Here is a 17,772-nt window from a genome sequence, read left to right on the forward strand (position 1 = left end):
CGCATCCACAAGCTCACGGGCGCCAACCCGGCCGATCCCGTGCACCGTTACACGCTCCAGACCGCGGTGATCGGCGCCCGCCTGCTGGACTGGCCCGCCAAGCCTCTCTGAGCACCGGCATCGGGTCTCCGAGCACCGGGATCGGGCGCGGGGTTCACTTCGTGGCGTCGCTCAGCGGGACCCTCCGCGTGAGGGCCGTGCGGTGGCTGATGCGCCACGGTCGCGGACGTCATGGACGAGGTCGCTCACGAACAGCTCGTCGAGACGGTCCCGTTGGCCGTCGTCGAACAAGTGGCCGCGCAGAGCGATGAGTTCGGTGACGGCGACGAGGTCATCGGCGGTGAAGGCCGTGTCGGCGGCCCAAGGCCGCGTCCGCGTGGGACGGGGGTGGGATCCGGACCGGCCGGGACCTAGTCCAGCTGCGGGATCTCGATGGCGGGGCAGCGGTTCATGACCATCTCGATGCCCGCCGCTCGGGTCCTGTCGTACGCCGCCTCGTCGACAACGCCGAGCTGGAACCACACCGCCTGCGCGCCGGCGGCGGCCGCCTCGTCGGCGACCTGGCCCGCCAGCGCGCTGTTGACGAACACGTCCACCACGTCGATCTGGAACGGTACGGCGGACAGGGACGGGTATCCCTGCTCGCCGTGGACCGTCTCGGCCTTGGGGTGGATGGGCACGACCCGCTTGCCGAAGCGCTGCAGGACGGCCGCGACGCCGTACGCCGCACGGTCGCGGTTGTTGGACAGGCCCACGACGGCCCAGGTGTCGCCGAGCTCCGTCAGGATCTTGCGCACCGTCTCCTGGTCGCCGTACATGGCCTGCCTCCTCGAATGTCGCGGCCGGATGCCGTCAGGGCCCGCGTCGGTTCAGACGTTCACGCCGAAGTCCGAAGCGATGCCCCGCAGCCCACTGGCATAACCCTGGCCGACCGCGCGGAATTTCCACTCCGCGCCGTGGCGGTAGAGCTCGCCGAAGACCATGGCGGTCTCCGTCGAGGCGTCCTCCGACAGGTCGTAGCGGGCGATCTCGTTGTTGTCGGCCTGGTTCACCACGCGGATGAAGGCGTTGCGGACCTGGCCGAAGCTCTGGCCGCGGTTCTCGGCGTCGTGGATCGACACCGGGAAGACGATCTTCGAGATCTGGGCGGGCACCTGCGCGAGGTTGACCTTCACGGCCTCGTCGTCGCCCTCGCCCTCACCGGTGAGGTTGTCGCCGGTGTGCTCGACCGAGCCGTCCGGGCTCGTGAGGTTGTTGTAGAAGACGAAGTGCTGGTCGGAGACGACCTTGCCCGAGTCGTCGCAGAGCAGCGCGCTGGCGTCCAGGTCGTAGTCCGTGCCCGTGGTGGTGCGCACATCCCAGCCCAGGCCGACCAGTACGGCGGTGAGGCCCGGGGCCTCCTTGCTGAGGGAGACGTTGCCGCCCTTGGCCAGGGAAACTCCCACGATGTCCTCCTGAGGTCCGAGTTCTGGATGAGTGGTTTCAGTGAAATCTACAGGACTGTAGAAATGGGGCGAGATGAGGGCGTCCCGTTACGATAGGGCGCTCCCCGTCCGCCGTGGGGCACGAAAAGGCCGGAAGCAGCTGGAGGGATGCCGGGCATGACGCGTCATGACGAGGGCGATGGGCGGCAGCCGCGGCTGCGCCGTCGCGCGCAGGGCGAGCTGGAGTCGCAGGTGCTCGCCGCGCTGCACACCGCGCGCGGTCCCGTCAGTGCCGCCTGGGTGCAGGAACGGATCGGCGGAGACCTCGCCTACACGACCGTGATGACGATCCTGACCCGCCTCCTCGCCAAGGACGTGGTGACCCGCGAGCGCGCGGGCCGGTCCTTTACCTGGATGCCCGCGAAGGACGAGGCGGGACTCGCCGCCTTCCGCATGCGCAAGGTGCTCGACGGCGAGAGCGACCGCGAGGCGGTCCTCGCCAGCTTCGTCACCACCCTCACGCCCGACGACGAACAGCTCCTGCGCGAGCTGCTCGGGCAGGCGGGCGCAGAGGGCGACGACTGACGCCCGAGGGGGTTCTTCTCTGATGGGCGTGTTCGTCTTCCTGCCCCTCGTGCTGCCGCTGACCGCGTGGCCGATCGCGCGCCTGGCCGAGCAGCGCCTCCATCCGCGCGTCGCGACGCGGCTGCTCACCGCGGTCGCCGGCGTGATGGCCCTGTGCAGCACCCTCTGCCTGGCGCTCCTCATGGTCGTCGGCACCGCCCAACTGCCGGGAAATCCCCTGCCGGACGGCTGGTCCGACCCCGAGGTGCGCGCGGCCGTGCCCTTCGACGAGGTCGCGGGCAAAGTCGCGATCCCGGCGCTGCTCGCCGTGTGCGTGGCGTGCGCGCGCACGCTCGGGCGGCACGCGCGCGTACGTCGCCGGGGGCGCCGCGCGCTTCAGGGGCTGCCCGGCACCTCCGTCGCCGTCCTGGCCGACGAGGCCTCGTACGCGTACGCGCTCCCGTCGCGCGCGGGCGGCCGTGTCGTGGTCACCACCGGCATGCTCTCGCGCCTCGCGTCCCGGGAGCGGCGTGCGCTGTTCGCCCACGAGAGGGCGCATCTGTCCGCGCGGCACCACCGGCATCTGCTCGTCACGCAGTTGGCGGCCCGGGCCAATCCCTTCCTGCGGCCGCTGCGCACCTCCGTCGCCTACACCACCGAGCGGTGGGCCGACGAGGCGGCCGCGCGCGAGGTGCGGGACCGGCGGGTCGTCGCCCGCGCGATCGGCAAGGCGGCGCTCGTCTCGCGGGGTGTGCCCGCGCCGACCCTCGCGGGCCTCGCCGCGGCGGGGCCCGTGCCGCGCCGCGTCGCCGCGCTGCTCGCCCCGGCACCCTCCGTGCGCGTCCGGCCCTCCGTGTTCACGGGGGTGGGACTCGCCCTGTGGTCCGCGGCGTTCGGCACCGCCGTCTCCGCGATGTCCTCGGCGAACTCCGCGGTCACGATGGTCCTGATCCTGCGGGCGGCCACACCGCTCTGAGCGGGCGCGCAGCCGCGATCGGACCGGCCCGAAGGCCGGTCCGACGGGCGATCCGGTGGGCGATCCGATGGGCGCCGCCAGAAGCTGCTAGAGGTCGAACTCGTGCGGCGGCAGGTCGAGCGCGAAGCACGCCTCGCGCACCACGGCCTGCTCGTCCTTGTCGAAGTCGCCGTCGGCGCCGCCGATGACGATGCCGATCTGGATGACCGCGCGGGCCTCCGCCGGCTTCTTCTTCGCCTTGGCGACCTCCTGGAGGACGCTCACCTTGCCGAATGCGAAGTCCGCCGTGAGCTTGTCCACGTACTCGTCGAAACGGCGGCGCAGGTCGTCCGCGGGGAAGTTCTGCAACACCTCGTTCGTGCCGATGAGCTGGGCCACGCGCTGGCGCTCGGACGGGTCGACGGTGCCGTCGGCGGCCGCCACGAGGGCGCACATCGCCATGCTGGCATCGCGGAACGCGCCGCTCTTGAGATCGTTCTTCTTCGCCATCAGCTGGTTCTGCATCGTCGATGCGGATTCCTTGACGCGGTCCCACAGAGCCATGGGGAACTCCATTAACGTATCGATGTATCAGGGGTGTTGGACGAGGGCCTCGCACGCTGCGGGCAGGTCCGGGGGCCTCGCCAAGTTCTACAACAGAGTAGAAACTAGCAGCCGGAGCGAGAAGTTCCCGCCCGGCGGAGGGTGCGCGTGATGACACCGACGGCACATGAGCTCCTGCGGACCACGGCCGACCGCCTCGCCTGCGACCCGGATGCGAACCCGCTAGTCCCGCGCGTCACGCGGGGCCGGGCGCGGTTGCGTACGATCGCGGTCCTCGCGCTGGAGCAGCGGCACGTCATTCCCGCCGACCGGCGCTCGTTCCTGCACCTGGCCCTGCGGGCGGCCGAGGCCAAGGACCCGGAGTCCGCCGCCTTCTTCGAAGCCCTCGCCGACGGCGAGAACCTCGCCGAGGAACGGCTCGCGCCGCTGCTCCAGGCCTGCGGGGTGAGCGAGGCGGAGGCGGCGGCATACGAACCGCGGGCGGGCTGCCAGGCCTACGCGGCGTACGTCGCCTGGCTCGCCCTGAACGCCGAACCGGTCGACGCCGTCCTCGCGATCACCGCCAACTTCGCGTCCTGGGGCCGCTGTTGCGGGGACATCGCCGAGGCGCTGCGCGAGCGCCACGGCTTCACCGACGAGGCCTGCGGCTTCTTCGACCTGTTCGCCGGGCCCGCGCCGGACCTCGACCGGCAGGCGCTCGCCGCGGTGCAGGCCGGGCTCGACCGGGGGCGTGTCACGGCGGCGCATCTGCGGCACGGGCGGCTGGTGCAGCGGTACGAGGAGATGTTCTGGGAGACGCTCGCCGGGGTCGACGACGCGGAGGGAGCCGCTGAGGGGAGCGGTTGAGGCAAGGCGGGGGCGCTGAAGGGAGGCTGAGGCGAGGAGGGGGGCGCTGAGGGGGGCGGCTGGGGGAAAGCGGGGCCGCTGAGGGGAGTGGCCGACTCACTCCTGGTCCTGTACTGCCGCGAGCTGCGCCACCAGGCCGCGGATCAGCGCGTCGAGGCCCGCCTCGAAGGCCTGGTCCGCACGCGCCGCCTTGTCCCCGGCGTGCGCGGCGCGCAGAGCCGCGGCGAGGATCGGCACATGCGGCGCGTGAGCCGAGGGGTCGATCATCAGCGGGGGCGCGGCGAGGTCGAGCGCGGAGCCGAGCAGGAAGGACTCCACGCTCGTCAGGACCGCCACCAGGCGCTCCCGCGGCCACCCGCCGCGCGCCAGCGCCTCCACCACCGCCTCGTACATGGCGAGCGTCGCCGGGGAACTGATCGTCGTGGTGGCGAGCAGATCGATGGCGTGGGGGTGGCGCGCGAACGCGTCGCGGTACGAACGTGCCCACGCCGCAAGGGCATCGGGCCAGGGCAGCTCGGCGAACGCGGAGACGTCCATCTCCTCGACGACCAGGCGCCGCACGCGCTCGATGACGGCGGCGCGGCCGTCCAAGTGGTTGTACAGGGACGCGGTCCGCACGCCGAGGCGGCGGGCGAGCCGCGGCAGGCTGAACGCGTTCGCGCCCTCGGCGTCGATCATCGCCAGCGCCTCGCGTGCTATCAGGTCCGCGCTCAGCACGGGTCTGCGCGGTCTGCCTCTGCCGGTCATGCCCTGGCCTCGCAACTCCCGTTCCGGAAGGGGGTCTTCCCTGACGCCCCACCCGAAGAGTACGGTCCTGCCAGCTCGGACTAAAGGGTTTAGTTTTCGGCGATGGCGACCTCGGGAGTACGCGCGTGACCGCACCCACCTCCTCCGCACCGTCCCCCGAGGCCGCGTCGCGCGGCCTGAGTGACGGAGCCGTCGGGACCGGGGACCTGGTCTTCTTCGTCGTGGCCGCCGCCGCGCCGCTGACCGTCATGGCGGGCGTGGCGCCGCTGGCCATCGGCATGGCGGGGAAGGCGGCACCGCTCGGCTATCTGATGTCCGGGCTGCTGCTCATCGTCTTCGCCGCGGGGTTCACGGCGATGAGCCGGTTCGTGCGCAACGCGGGAGCCTTCTACGCCTACATCGGCCGGGGCCTGGGACGTCCGACGGGAGCCGGCTCCGCGTACGTCGCGCTGTTCTCGTACAACGCGATCCAGGTCGGCATGCTCGCGGCCTTCGGCTGGTTCGCCGAGACAGGGGTCCAGGATCTCACCGGGGCCCATGTGCCCTGGTACGTCTGGGCGTTGGGCGGGCTCGTCGCGATCGGGGTGCTCGGCTATCTCAAGGTGACGCTCAGCGCCAAGGTCCTCGGTGTCGCCCTCGTCCTCGAGGTCCTGGTCCTGCTCGTCTTCGAGGCGGGCGTCCTCGCGCACGGAGGCGGTCCGCGGGGCCTCGACCTCGGCACGCTCTCGCCCGTGCATCTCGGCGCCTCGGGGGTGGGCGGCATGTTCGTCCTCGCCATCGGCGCCTTCATCGGCTTCGAGGCGACCGCGATCTACGCAGAGGAGGCACGGCGGCCCGAGCGGACCGTGCCGCGCGCCACGTACATCGCCGTGGCGTTCCTCGCGCTCTTCTACACCTTCACCGTTTGGATGATCATCAACGCGTACGGATCCGACCGCGCCCAGGCGGTCGCGAGCGGGGAGGGCGGCGCGGACATGGTGTTCGCCGCGACCGAGCGCCTCACCGGGGCCTGGGTCGCCGACTGCATGCACGTACTGATCATCACCAGCGCCTTCGCCGCCGCCCTCGCCTTCCACAACGGCGCGGCCCGCTACTTCTACGCGCTCGGCAGGGAAGGCCTGCTGCACGCCCGCCTCGGCACGGTCTCCGCGAGGACACGGGCACCTGTCGTCGCGGTCGTCGCGCAGTCCGGCATCGCACTCGCCGTGCTCGTCGTGACGATGATCAGCGGGGCCGATCCTTACACGGTCACGTTCCTGTGGAGCAGCGGCTCCGGCATCCTCGGCGTGATGCTCATGCAGGCCCTGGCCGCGCTCGCGGTGTACGGCTTCTTCCGCCGCGACCGGCGCGGTGTGCCCGCCTGGCGGGTGGTCGCGGCGCCACTGCTGGCCTGCGCGGGCCTCGCGGTCATGATCGTCCTGGTCTGCGCCAACCTCGACCTGCTCACCGGCGCGTCGGCGGGCGTCAACGCGGCCCTGATCGCGCCGCTGCCGCTGCTGTTCCTGGTGGGGGTCGGGGTGGCGCTGCGGATCCGGCGGCGCGATGCGGCGGCGTACGAGCGGCTGACGACGGTGGATGCCGAGCGGGTCTGAGCGGGGTGGTGTCCGACGACATCTCCCAGCGGGGCCACCTCTGCAGCGAGGTGACTTTCCCCAGCGGGGCCACCTCTCCAGCGAGGCGACTTTCCTGGAGAGGTGACTTCCCCACCAGAGCGACTTCCCCAGCAAGGAGGCAGAGACAGCATGACGGCGACCACCCTCGTCTTCCTCGGCGCGGTCCGCACCGGGAGCGATTCCCGCGCTTCCGGCGACACCACGGCGCTCGCCGTGCGCGACGGCCGGATCCTCGCGCTCGGCGACGAGGCCCGCGCCCTCGCCGGAAGCGCCGACGAGGTCGTCGACATCGGCGAGGGACTGCTGATGGCCGCCTTCGGAGACGGCCACGCGCACCCGCTCTTCGGCGGCCTGGAGAGCTTCGGACCGCAGGTCAAGGAGTTGGACTCGATCGACGCGATCGTCGCCGAGGTCGGGCGGTGGGCGAGCGAGCACCCGGAGGCCGAGTGGATCGTCGGCGCGTCCTACGACCCCGCGCTCGCGCCGGAAGGGGAGTTCGACGCGCGCTGGCTGGACGCCGCCGTGCCCGACCGCCCGGTCGTGCTGCGCGCCCACGACTACCACACGGTGTGGTGCAACACCGAGGCGCTGCGCAGGGCCGGGGTGACGAAGACGACTCCGGAGCCGCGCCTCGGCTGGATCGTGCGCCGTGAGGACGGCGCGCCCCTGGGGACGCTCCGTGAGTGGCACGCCTGCGACCTCGTCCTCGACCAGGTGCCCTCGCGCGAGGTGGACGAACTCGTCGAGGCCGTGCGTCGGGCCGGGCACGCGTACGCGCGCGCGGGCATCACCTGGGTCCAGGACGCCTGGGTCGAACCGGAGATGGCAGACGCCTACCTCGCCGCCGCCCGGCGCGATGCCCTGACCGTCCGCGTGGACCTGGCCCAGCGCGCCGACCCGGACCGCTGGCGCGAACAGCTCGGTCCTTTCGCCGCGACACGCGCGCGCGTGGCGGCCGACGGCGGGGAGCTGCTGACCGCGCGGACGGTGAAGTTCTTCAGCGACGGCGTCATCGAGGGCGGCACGGCCGCCATGCTCGCGCCCTACCTGGACGCGCCGCACAGCTGTGGCATGCCGGTGTGGGAGCCGAGCGCGCTCGCCGAGGCCGTGCGCGCCTTCGACGCCGAGGGATTCCGGACGCACATCCACGCCATCGGCGACGCCGGGGTGCGCGCGGCGCTCGACGCCATCGAGGCCGCGGCCGAGGCCAACCCGGCCTGGGACCGGCGCCCGGTGATCACCCACGTCCAGGTGGTGGACCCCGCCGACCTGCCCCGCTTCGCCGCACTCGGCGTGATCGCCAACTTCGAGCCCCTGTGGGCGCAGCCTGACCCGCTCCAGACCGAGCTGTCCATCCCACGGATCGGCCAGGAGCGCGCCGCGCTGCAGTACCCCATGGGTGAACTGGCACGTGACGGAGTGCGCCTGTCCTTCGGCAGCGACTGGCCCGTCAGCTCGCACATCCCGCTGGAGGGCATCCAAGTCGCCGTCACCAGGCGTACGTTCACGGGGGAGCCGGCGGGCGGGTGGCTCCCGCACCAGCGGCTCACCGTCGACCAGGCGCTGACCGCCGCCACGACCGGCGTCGCCCACCAGGCGGGCGCGGACGACCGCCTGGTCCTCGCGCCGGGCGCCCCCGCCGACCTGGTGCTGCTCTCCGCCGATCCGCGCGCGGTGGAGCCGATGGAGATCAGGCGCACGCGCGTGCTGGGAACGTGGCTGGGGGGCAGGCCCACCTACCGGGCGAGGACGAGCCCGACGTCTACGGCTACGTCTGCCCCTGCCCCAGCCCCTGACTCTGCCTCTGCTGGGGGCGCCACTACGCCTGCGCCTACGAAGGGGACGTGATGGGCAGGACGATGGCCGTGGCTGCGATGCCGTTCCGCACGGCCCACTGACCGGAGAACACCTTCAGCTCGACGCCCTCCACCATGGGCCCCTCGACCAGCAGCCGCGCCGTGAACGTCCCGGCAGGGTCGAGCTCCACCCGGGCCTCCTCGAAGCCGAGCCAGCGCCCGGTGAGCGGGAACCACGTCTTGTAGACGGACTCCTTGGCGCTGAACAGCAGCCGGTCCCAAGGAGTGCCCGGGTGGCGGGCGGCGAGGGAGGCCAGGTCGGCGCGCTCCGAGTCGTCGGCCACCAGCTTCAGGACGTCCGGGTCGCGCAGCGCCTCCGCGGGCTCCGCGTCGATGCCGAGCGAGGTCACCTCCCCGGCGCGGGCCACGACCGCCGCGCGGTACCCGGCGCAGTGCGTCATGCTGCCGACGACACCGGCGGGCCAGCCGGGCGCGCCCCGGTGCCCCGGCAGGATGGGCGCGGGCGGCACACCGATCCGGGCCAGCGCCGTGCGCGCGCAGTGGCGCACGGTCGTGAATTCGTTGCGCCGCTTGTCCACCGCGTTCGCGACGACCGCCTCCTCCTCGGGGAAGAGGACGGCGTCCGCCGGGTCTTCGTGGGTCTCGACGACGGTGACGGGCACGTCGGCGAGCAGGGAAGCCAAGGGGCCCGCGGAATCGGGGACTTGGCGCACAGGTATCGAAGGTGACGTCACGAGAGATCACCGTACCCGTGCGGTCGCCGCGCACGCGTGGGCTGTGGCCTACGCCACCTCGTGGACCTCCCGGGTGGGGACGGCCTCCGGCGAGCGCCTACGCTGGCGTGATGCAGGACGAGTACCGCACAGTGGCCCGCGAGGGCGTGCACGAGATCGAGATCAACCGCTCGCGCTTCCTGTGCGCCCTGGCACCCGCGGCCACCGAGCGGGAGGCCCAGGACTTCGTCGCGCGCATCCGCAAGGAGCACCCGACCGCCACGCACAACTGCTTCGCGTACGTCATCGGGGCCGACGCGGGCGTGCAGAAGGCCAGCGACGACGGGGAGCCGGGAGGCACCGCGGGCGTCCCGATGCTGCAGATGCTGATGCGCCGCGACATGCGGTACGTCGCCGCGGTCGTGACCCGCTACTACGGAGGCGTCAAGCTCGGTGCCGGCGGACTCATCCGTGCCTACGGAGGCGCGGTCGGCGAGGCCCTCGACGCTCTCGGCACCGTCACCCGCCGCCGCTTCCGCCTCGCCACCGTCACCGTCGACCACCAGCGCGCGGGCAAGGTCCAGAACGACCTGCGGTCGGCCGGCCGCGAGGTGCGCGACGTCCGCTACGGCGACGCGGTCACCATCGAGATCGGTCTGCCCGACGCCGACGTGGACGCCTTCCGCCGCTGGCTCGCCGACGCCACGGCGGGCAGCGCCGTCCTCGAAATCGGCGGAGAGGCGTACGGGGACGCCTGACGCGCGGGAAGCGGACGACGCACGGGAGCCCGGCAGAGGACGGGAGCCCGGAGGGAACGGTTACGGGAGTAGCCGCCCGTGATGTCCGACCCGCCCGTTAGTCTCGGGGATCATGAGGCTGCTGCACACGTCCGACTGGCACCTGGGGCGATCGTTCCACCGCGTGAACATGCTCGACGCCCAGGCCGCGTTCATCGGTCACCTCGTCGCGACCGCGCGCGAGCGTGAGGTGGACGCCGTCGTGGTCGCCGGGGACGTGTACGACAGGGCGGTGCCACCGCTGGCGGCCGTCGAGCTCTTCGACGACGCCCTGCACCGGCTCGCGGACCTCGGCGTGCCGACGGTCATGATCTCCGGGAACCACGACTCGGCGCGCCGCCTCGGCGTCGGAGCGGGCCTGATCGACCGCGCCGGCATCCACCTGCGCACCGACCCCACCGCCTGCGCGGAGCCCGTGATCCTCGCCGACGCCCACGGGGACGTGGCGTTCTACGGCCTGCCCTACCTCGAACCGGCCCTGGTCAAGGACGAGTTCGGCGTGGACAAGGCCGGGCACGAGGCGGTCGTCGGAGCCGCCATGGACCGGGTGCGCGCCGACCTCGCCACCCGCGCGCGGGGCACCCGCTCCGTCGTCCTCGCCCACGCCTTCGTGACCGGCGGCCGGGCCAGCGACAGCGAGCGGGACATCACGGTCGGCGGGGTCGCTGCCGTGCCGTCCGGTGTCTTCGACGGTGTCGACTATGCGGCGCTCGGTCATCTACACGGCAGCCAGACCATCGCCCCGCGCGTGCGCTACTCCGGCTCGCCCCTGCCGTACTCCTTCTCCGAGGCCGACCACCGCAAGAGCATGTGGCTCGTCGACCTCGGCGCCGACGGCGAGATCGAGGCCGAGCGCGTCGACTGCCCGGTGCCGCGCGCGCTCGCCCGCATCAGGGGCACCCTCGACGACCTGCTCGACGCCCCGGACCTCGCCCGTCACGAGGACGCCTGGGTCGAGGCCACCCTCACCGACGCGGTGCGCCCGGACGACCCGATGGCCCGGCTCTGCGAGCGCTTCCCGCACACGCTCAGCCTCGTCTTCGACCCCGACCGGGCACCCGACGACCCCGACGTCTCGTACGCACGGCGCCTTCAGGGCCGCGGCGACCAGCAGATCGCCGAGGACTTCGTGACGCACGTGCGCGGTGCGGGACCCGACGAACAGGAACAGGAAGTGCTGCGCTCGGCCTTCGACGCGGTCCGTGCCGACGACACTCTGCGCGAGGTCGCCCGATGAGACTCCACCGGCTCCGCATCACCGCCTTCGGGCCCTTCGGCACCACGCAGGACATCGACTTCGACGAGCTCTCCGCCGCCGGACTCTTCCTGCTGCACGGCCCGACGGGCGCGGGCAAGACCTCCGTCCTGGACGCCGTCTGCTTCGCCCTCTACGGTTCGGTTCCTGGCGCCCGGCAGGGCAGCGGACAGGGCATGACGCTGCGCAGCGACCACGCACAGCCGGGCGCGCGCACGGAGGTGTGCCTCGAACTCACCGTCGGCGGACGCCGCTTGGAGATCACCCGCCAGCCCCCGTGGCAGCGCCCCAAGAAGCGCGGCACGGGCACCACCACGGAGAAGGCGCAGAGCTGGCTCCGTGAGTACGAGGCGGGGGCGGGGCCGGGCGCGACGCCGGGCGGCGGCTGGAAGGACCTCAGCCGTTCCCACCAGGAGATCGGCGAGGAGGTCACCCAGCTGCTCGGCATGAGCAAGGAGCAGTTCTGCCAGGTCGTGCTCCTGCCCCAGGGCGACTTCGCCCGCTTCCTGCGCGCCGACGCGGAAGCGCGCGGCAAGCTGCTCGGTCGGCTCTTCGACACGCACCGGTTCGCCGCCGTCGAACAGCGACTCGCCGAGCAGCGGCGCACCACCGAGGCCGAGGTCAAGGAGGGCGACGCGGCGCTCCTCACCGACGTGCACCGCATGCAGCAGGCCGCGACCGACGGAGGCCAGGACACCGAACTGCCCCTGCCGGACGTGGCCCCCGGCGACCCTGGCCTCGCCGACGCCGTCCTGACCTGGGCCGCCGTCGCCCGCACCGGCGCCCGTGAACGCCTCACCGTCGCGCACTGCGCGCTCTCGGCCGCCGAGTCCGCCCAGGTGGCCGCGGAGCGCCGACTGGGTGACGTACGCGAACTCGACCGGCTGCAGCGCCGGTTCGCCGAGGCTCAGGAGCGCGCGGCACGGCTCCACGCGCGCGCGGAGGAACAGCGCGAGCGCGAAGAGCGCCTGGAACGGGCCCGCAAGGCCGAGACGGTCGCGCCCGCGCTCTCCCTGCGTGACACCGCCGACGCGGAGCACCGCGGCGCCGCACAGGCGGAGGCACGCGCGCGTGGCCGCCTGCCCGAGACGTTCGCCGCCGCCGGCGCGTCGGGCCTCGCCGCCGCCGCGCGCAAGGCCGCCGAGGAGCTGGGCGGTCTGGCCTCGGCCCGGCGTGCCGAGCGTCGGCTGGCCGACATCACCGCAGAGCGCGCGGCGCTGGACCGTCAGGAGCGCGCCGACGACGACCTGCTCCAGGACGCTTCGGGCTGGCTCGACGGCTGGGAGGCGACCCGCGCCGCCCTCCAGGAGCGCATCGAGTCCGCCCAGGAAGCCGCCACGCACGCCGAGCGCCTCGCGGGGCGCCTGGAACCGGCCCAGGCCCGCCTGGACGCGGCCCGCCGCCGCGACCGGCTCGCCCAGGAAGCGACAGCGGCACAGGAGCGCGCGCTTGCCGCCCGCGAGAGCGCGACCGCCGCCCACGAGCACTGGCTCGACCTCAAGGAACAGCGCCTGACGGGCATCGCCGCCGAACTGGCCGCGCACTTGAGCGACGGCGAGCCGTGCGCCGTGTGCGGGGCGACGGAACACCCCGCTCCCGCGCGGAAGATCGCGGGACACGTGGACCGCGGAGCCGAGGAGGCCGCGCTCGCCGCCCACCGCCGCGCCGACGAGTCCCGCACGGCCGCCGAGCGCGCACTCGGCGACGTACGGGAACTGCTCGCGGCGGCGACGGCCGCGGCGAGCGACACGCGCGCGGACCTGGGCGCGGGCGACGGGGAGACCCGGTCGGCGACGTCGGACTCCCAGCAGGCGGAGTCGGCCACCCTGTTCGACGTGAGCGCGGTCGAGCCCACGGTCGACGAACTCGCCGCGGCCGTCGAGGAGTTGCGGCAGGCCTGCGCCGAAGCGCGCGACCGTGCCTCCGGCCTGCATGCCGCCCGTGAGGCGCTCGCACAGGCCGAGCGCGAGTACGACCGCAGGCTCGCCGGGCAGCAGGAGGCCGCGCGCCGCGCCGCGTCCCGGGCTGCCATGCGCGACGCATGGGAGCGTGAACAGGCCACTCTGGACGAGGAGTTGTCCCGCGCGCGGGGCGGCACCGGCAGCGTGGCGGACCGCGCCGTCCAGCTGGAGCGGCAGGCCGCGCTGCTCACCGAGGCCGCGGACGCCGCCCGTGCCGCCGACGACACTGCCGAGCACCTCAAGGACGCTGACGCGCGACTCGCCGACGCGGCCTTCCGTGCCGGGTTCGACACGCCGACGGCCGCGGCTGCCGCCCTCCTCGACGACGACCGGTACCGCGAACTCCAGCACCGCATCGACGCCTGGCGGAACGAAGAGGTCGCGGTGCGCTCCGTCCTCGCCGAACCGGACACGGCCGCCGCCGCGCAGCAGCCGCACGCCGATGTCACCGTCGCGCAGTCCGCCGCCGAGGCCGCGTCCACACGCTTGCGGGCCGCGTCCTCCGCGCGCGACGCCGCCGCCCGGCGCTGCGCCGAACTCGACCGGCTCTCCGCCCGGTCGGAGGCAGGCATGCGCAGGCTGGCGCCGCTGCGCGCCGCGTACGACCGCGTGGCGCGGCTCGCCGGACTCGCCGCGGGCACGTCGGCGGACAACGAACGCAGGATGCGCCTGGAGTCGTACGTGCTGGCCGCGCGCCTGGAACAGGTGGCGGCCGCCGCGACCGCCCGACTGAGGCGCATGTCGTCGGGCCGCTACACCCTGGTGCACTCCGACGACCGTACGGGGCGCGGGCGTTCGGGCCTCGGCCTGCACGTCGTCGACGCCTGGACGGGCCGCGAACGCGACACCGCGACGCTGTCGGGCGGCGAGACGTTCTTCGCCTCGCTCGCGCTCGCGCTGGGCCTCGCGGACGTCGTCACGGACGAGGCGGGCGGCGTCCGGCTCGACACACTCTTCATCGACGAGGGCTTCGGCAGCCTCGACGACCAGACCCTCGACGAGGTCCTGGACGTCCTCGACTCCCTGCGCGAGCGGGATCGCAGCGTCGGCATCGTCAGCCACGTCGCGGACCTGCGGCGGCGCGTGCACGCGCAGTTGGAGGTCGTGAAGGGGCGGGACGGGTCGACGGTGCGGCTGCGGGGCACGGACGGTCTCTGAGCTCTCACCGGCCACCGTCCGGCCAACGGTGCTGTGATGGCGTGAAGTTGTTCGATGAGTGGTTCACCGATGTAGCGTCTGGGGCCATATCCAGCAGGGAAGAGCGGAGCGGCCCATGCACGGTGCAGGCGATCGGATCGACACCTCGACTGCGCATTCGGCGCGGGTGTACGACTACATCCTGGGAGGCAAGGACCACTACCCCGTCGATGCCGAGGCGGGCGACAAGATGTGCGAGCACTGGCCGGCGTTGCCCGTGCACATGCTGGAGAACCGGCGGTTCATGCACCGTGCCGGGCACTATCTGGCCAAGGAGCAGGGCGTCCGGCAGTTCCTCGACATCGGCACCGGCCTGCCCACGGCCCCCAATCTGCACGAGGTGGTGCAGCGGGTCGCGCCGGAGTCGCACGTGGTCTATGTCGACAACGACCCCATCGTCCTGGCCCACGCCCGCGCCCTCCTGCAGGGTTCCCCCGAGGGGGAAACCGCTTACGTCGACGCCGACATGCACGATCCTGACGCCATTCTCGACAGTCCTGAGTTCCGTGCGCTGATCGATCTGAAGGAACCGGTCGGCCTGATGGTCATCGGGATACTCCACTTCATCCTGCCGCCGGACGATCGCCGCTTGGTGCAGCGGCTGCTGGAACCGCTGCCGTCGGGCAGCTTCCTGGCGATGACCATCGGCACCGCGGACTTCGCACCCGGCGAGGTGGGCCGGGTGGCCGACGAGTACGCCGCGCAGGGCATGCCCATGGCCCTGCGCGACCTGCCGTCCGCCACGTCGTTCTTCGACGGATTGGACCTGGTGGACCCCGGTGTCACCCAGGTCCACGCATGGCGCCCGGGTCCCGAGCAGAACGGCATCGACGACCGGGCCATCGCGATGTACGGAGCGGTGGCGCGCAAGCCTTGACGGGGCCGGTCAGCGGCCCAGGGGGCGGCGGGGGAGGGGAGAGGAGTAGACGACGCTCGTCGTCACGGAACCCAGTGCGCCGATCTTTCCCGAGACCTCTTCGAGGTGGTGCATCGAGCGCGCGGCGACCTTGATGACGAAGCAGTCGTCGCCCGTGACGTGGTGCGCCTCGAGTATCTCGGGCGTCGCTTCGACCAGGTCGTGGAACGGCTTGTAATTCCCGTTCGGATAGCGCAGGCGCACGAACGCCAGGATGGGCATGCCGAGCCGCTCCGGGTCGACCACGGCCGCGTACCCCTGGATCACGCCAGCCTCCTCCAGGCGCCGCACGCGTTCGGTGACGGCGCTCGCGGACATCGAGACGGCGCGCGCCAGTTCGGCGTAGCTGGCGCGGCCCTCGCGCTGGAGGACGTCGAGGATGCGCCAGTCGGTGGCGTCCGTGGAATAACCGGTCATGTCCGAGAGGTAACAGGGAAATCCCCGGCCGATCAAGAGTGGGCCGGGGATTGGTGCAGGTCGGCTCCCGTGGCGGGAGGTGCGGGTCGCCTCCACGCGGTGGGCGGGTGCGCGGAGGCGACGCGTCTGCCGGGCGCCGGGGGACGGGCCCCGGCCGAGCGGTCTGTCAGACGCCGGCGATGCTCTGGATCCAGGAGCGGTACGCCGTCACGTTCGTGTAGGCCGTGGTGGTCTGGCGGTCACTGGTGGAGGCCACGCCGACCTGCACGCCGCCCGCCATCATCGGGCCGCCCGAGTCGCCGCCCGCGGTGATGCCGTTGCCGCGCCGGGCGCAGATGGCCTGGCCCTGGTAGGCGTCGCGGCAGCCGCCGGTCACGACGACGTTGGCGACCTTGAGGAGCCGGGACTGGCAGTTGATCTCCTGGCCGCACTGGGACGTGGCTCCCCAGCCGTAGACCTGCACGGTCTGCCCCGTCGACACGGAGCCCGGGGTGCCGAGGCGTGAGTAGGTGGCCTGCACGGAGCGGTCCAGCTTGACCAGGGACAGGTCCGACGCCGAGTGGCTGTGGACGCTGATGCCGTTGGCCGTGGTGCCGCCGGTCGTCTGGTCGAGGCTGCCGATGCGGAACGAGAGCCCGCCGCCGCTGACACAGTGCTTCGCGGTGAGGATCCACGTCGGGGCGATGATCGTGGCGCTGCAGGTCTGCCGGCCGTTGGAGAAGAGCCTGGCCGCCCAGGGTGCGTCGCTGGCGTAGCCGCCGCCGATGATCGGCTGGGGCGCGTTGGTGGTCGCCACGGCGGGCGCTTCCGCGCTCTTCGTGGTCTGGGCCGCTGCCGTGGGGGCGAGCCCGAGGACGGCGAGGGCGGTGGCCGCGAGCGCGGGGACGAGTCTGGATATTCGCACGTTCGTCTCCATTGTGTGGGGATGGAACGTCCTTGATGAGGACGCGGCCGCATAGGTATGCGGCCGGAGCGCACGGTCGGAAGGCGGGTATCTTCTGTCGCGTGCATGCCATGTCTGACTGGGGCGAATGTGGCAGAGGAGCTGCCGGGGGCGCAAGAGGTCGGCCGTAACTCCCTTGAGAGGGAGGTTGTTTGGGTGTGTGCGTGTCGCGTCGGCGTGCGAGTGCTTCACCGCGAAAGGGCATGCGGAAGTCGCCCGCGGCGGGGTGTGGTGCCGTGGGTGGGCTTGCGGTGCTCTGCATGATCAAACGAACTCTGGTACGGACCATTCTCGACGGCAGAGTCATGCTCCTGGCAACGCCCTTTCACGACAACCCTGTTGGCCGTCGGCGTGCGGGCTGAGCGGCCTGCCGGTGAATCCCTACGAGGCAGGGTTGATTCGCCGGGGAATCGACGGCACGCACATGGAGATGCCGGGGATCGCCGCTTCAGACTTCAGACCGCCGCCCGTAGATTTTTGGCCATGAACAACACGAACCTGCAGGTCAGTGCCCCCTCTTCCGCTTCGGCTCACGCCACTGCCGTCGTCGACAATCCCGTCCTGCGCGTCCCGCCGGCGTCACCGGCCGCTGCCGCCGCGTACTTCGGCGCGAGCCTCGCCTTCCACGCCGATGTGTCCGACGTGGCCTCGGCGCTCGCCGCCGAGGGCGACCCGGGCTTCGTCGTGATCGACACCCGCTCCACCGCCTCCTGGGATCAGGGCCACGTCCCCGGCGCCCTTCACCTGCCCACCGCGCTCATCCCCGAGCAGGCCGAGGCGCTGCTCGACAAGTCGGTGCCGGTGGTCACCTACTGCTGGGGTCCCGGCTGCAACGGCGCCACCCGCGCGGCCCTCGCCCTCGCCCAACTCGGCTTCCAGGTCAAGGAGATGCTGGGCGGATTCGAGTACTGGGCGCGTGAGGGCTTCGAGTTCGAGACCTGGGAGGGCAGCGAGCGGCGCGACGCGGACCCGTTGACGGCGCCGGTCGACGCCGAGGACTGCGGCTGCTGAAGGCGGGGTGCGGCAGTTGGAGCGTGAGGCGC

General features: G+C 72.5%; 18 protein-coding genes and 1 pseudogene. 12 read left to right on the forward strand and 7 right to left on the reverse strand.

Annotation, left to right across the window (positions count from 1 at the left end):
• Nucleotides 1-111 (forward strand): annotated as a pseudogene (locus AB0B50_RS26610) (PucR family transcriptional regulator); the annotation flags it as partial.
• 120 nt (nt 112-231) lie between these two features.
• Complete coding sequence (locus tag AB0B50_RS26615; RefSeq protein WP_362336890.1) at nt 232-414, forward strand: hypothetical protein; 183 nt, start codon at nt 232-234, stop codon at nt 412-414.
• Here AB0B50_RS26615 and AB0B50_RS26620 read toward each other — a convergent pair.
• Nucleotides 411-818 (reverse strand): CoA-binding protein, encoded by a 408-nt coding sequence (locus AB0B50_RS26620; RefSeq protein WP_362336892.1) that lies wholly within the window; start codon nt 816-818, stop codon nt 411-413. The genes AB0B50_RS26615 and AB0B50_RS26620 overlap by 4 nt on opposite strands.
• A 51-nt stretch (nt 819-869) precedes the next feature.
• Nucleotides 870-1,445, reverse strand: coding sequence for a TerD family protein (locus AB0B50_RS26625; protein WP_362336895.1), 576 nt, complete (start codon nt 1,443-1,445; stop codon nt 870-872).
• Nucleotides 1,446-1,601: 156 nt separating this feature from the next.
• Here AB0B50_RS26625 and AB0B50_RS26630 point away from each other — a divergent pair, with 156 nt between their 5' ends.
• On the forward strand, nt 1,602-2,009 hold the full coding sequence (locus tag AB0B50_RS26630; protein ID WP_362336898.1) for a BlaI/MecI/CopY family transcriptional regulator: 408 nt from the start codon (nt 1,602-1,604) through the stop codon (nt 2,007-2,009).
• A 22-nt stretch (nt 2,010-2,031) separates the two neighbouring features.
• Nucleotides 2,032-2,964, forward strand: a complete 933-nt coding sequence (locus AB0B50_RS26635) for a M56 family metallopeptidase (protein ID WP_362336901.1) — start codon at nt 2,032-2,034, stop codon at nt 2,962-2,964.
• Between the two features lie 87 nt (nt 2,965-3,051).
• On the opposite strand, the gene AB0B50_RS26640 is transcribed toward AB0B50_RS26635, so the two are convergent.
• On the reverse strand, nt 3,052-3,507 hold the full coding sequence (locus tag AB0B50_RS26640) for a TerB family tellurite resistance protein (protein WP_362336904.1): 456 nt from the start codon (nt 3,505-3,507) through the stop codon (nt 3,052-3,054).
• A 150-nt stretch (nt 3,508-3,657) separates the two neighbouring features.
• Here AB0B50_RS26640 and AB0B50_RS26645 point away from each other — a divergent pair, with 150 nt between their 5' ends.
• The gene (locus tag AB0B50_RS26645) at nt 3,658-4,353 is read left to right on the forward strand and encodes a transcriptional regulator (RefSeq protein ID WP_362336907.1); all 696 of its coding nucleotides are present in this window, start codon (nt 3,658-3,660) and stop codon (nt 4,351-4,353) included.
• Between the two features lie 96 nt (nt 4,354-4,449).
• Here the strand turns inward: AB0B50_RS26645 and AB0B50_RS26650 are convergent, their stop codons facing one another.
• A complete protein-coding gene (locus AB0B50_RS26650) occupies nt 4,450-5,100 on the reverse strand; it encodes a TetR/AcrR family transcriptional regulator C-terminal domain-containing protein (RefSeq protein WP_362336910.1) in 651 nt (216 codons plus the stop codon).
• A gap of 125 nt (nt 5,101-5,225) precedes the next feature.
• Here AB0B50_RS26650 and AB0B50_RS26655 point away from each other — a divergent pair, with 125 nt between their 5' ends.
• Together AB0B50_RS26655 and AB0B50_RS26660 are read left to right on the forward strand one after the other, a co-directional pair.
• Nucleotides 5,226-6,692, forward strand: a complete 1,467-nt coding sequence (locus AB0B50_RS26655) for an APC family permease (protein WP_362336913.1) — start codon at nt 5,226-5,228, stop codon at nt 6,690-6,692.
• 150 nt (nt 6,693-6,842) lie between these two features.
• Nucleotides 6,843-8,561, forward strand: a complete 1,719-nt coding sequence (locus tag AB0B50_RS26660; RefSeq protein ID WP_362336916.1) for an amidohydrolase — start codon at nt 6,843-6,845, stop codon at nt 8,559-8,561.
• Here AB0B50_RS26660 and AB0B50_RS26665 read toward each other — a convergent pair.
• The gene (locus AB0B50_RS26665; protein WP_362336919.1) at nt 8,545-9,264 is read right to left on the reverse strand and encodes a 4'-phosphopantetheinyl transferase superfamily protein; all 720 of its coding nucleotides are present in this window, start codon (nt 9,262-9,264) and stop codon (nt 8,545-8,547) included. The two genes, AB0B50_RS26660 and AB0B50_RS26665, sit on opposite strands and share 17 nt — an antisense overlap.
• 110 nt (nt 9,265-9,374) lie before the next feature.
• On the opposite strand from AB0B50_RS26665, the gene AB0B50_RS26670 reads away from it, so the two are divergent.
• The 4 genes from AB0B50_RS26670 (at nt 9,375) to AB0B50_RS26685 (ending at nt 15,330) form a co-directional block, all read left to right on the forward strand.
• Nucleotides 9,375-10,001, forward strand: coding sequence for a YigZ family protein (locus AB0B50_RS26670; RefSeq protein WP_362336922.1), 627 nt, complete (start codon nt 9,375-9,377; stop codon nt 9,999-10,001).
• A gap of 112 nt (nt 10,002-10,113) precedes the next feature.
• A complete protein-coding gene (locus tag AB0B50_RS26675) occupies nt 10,114-11,277 on the forward strand; it encodes an exonuclease SbcCD subunit D (RefSeq protein ID WP_362336925.1) in 1,164 nt (387 codons plus the stop codon).
• On the forward strand, nt 11,274-14,414 hold the full coding sequence (locus AB0B50_RS26680; protein WP_362336928.1) for an SMC family ATPase: 3,141 nt from the start codon (nt 11,274-11,276) through the stop codon (nt 14,412-14,414). The genes AB0B50_RS26675 and AB0B50_RS26680 overlap by 4 nt, the downstream gene beginning before the upstream one ends.
• Before the next feature lie 115 nt (nt 14,415-14,529).
• Nucleotides 14,530-15,330 (forward strand): SAM-dependent methyltransferase, encoded by an 801-nt coding sequence (locus AB0B50_RS26685; protein WP_362336931.1) that lies wholly within the window; start codon nt 14,530-14,532, stop codon nt 15,328-15,330.
• Between the two features lie 9 nt (nt 15,331-15,339).
• Here the strand turns inward: AB0B50_RS26685 and AB0B50_RS26690 are convergent, their stop codons facing one another.
• Together AB0B50_RS26690 and AB0B50_RS26695 are read right to left on the reverse strand one after the other, a co-directional pair.
• Nucleotides 15,340-15,786, reverse strand: a complete 447-nt coding sequence (locus AB0B50_RS26690; protein ID WP_362336934.1) for an Lrp/AsnC family transcriptional regulator — start codon at nt 15,784-15,786, stop codon at nt 15,340-15,342.
• A 166-nt stretch (nt 15,787-15,952) separates the two neighbouring features.
• Nucleotides 15,953-16,690 carry a trypsin-like serine protease gene (locus AB0B50_RS26695; RefSeq protein WP_362336937.1) on the reverse strand — a complete coding sequence of 246 codons (738 nt, stop codon included), beginning with the start codon at nt 16,688-16,690 and terminating at the stop codon, nt 15,953-15,955.
• Between the two features lie 537 nt (nt 16,691-17,227).
• Here AB0B50_RS26695 and AB0B50_RS26700 point away from each other — a divergent pair.
• On the forward strand, nt 17,228-17,740 hold the full coding sequence (locus AB0B50_RS26700) for a rhodanese-like domain-containing protein (protein ID WP_362337753.1): 513 nt from the start codon (nt 17,228-17,230) through the stop codon (nt 17,738-17,740).
• Nucleotides 17,741-17,772: the final 32 nt, after the last annotated feature.

This window comes from Streptomyces sp. NPDC041068, from assembly GCF_040647455.1.
Taxonomy (GTDB): Bacteria; Actinomycetota; Actinomycetes; order Streptomycetales; family Streptomycetaceae; genus Streptomyces.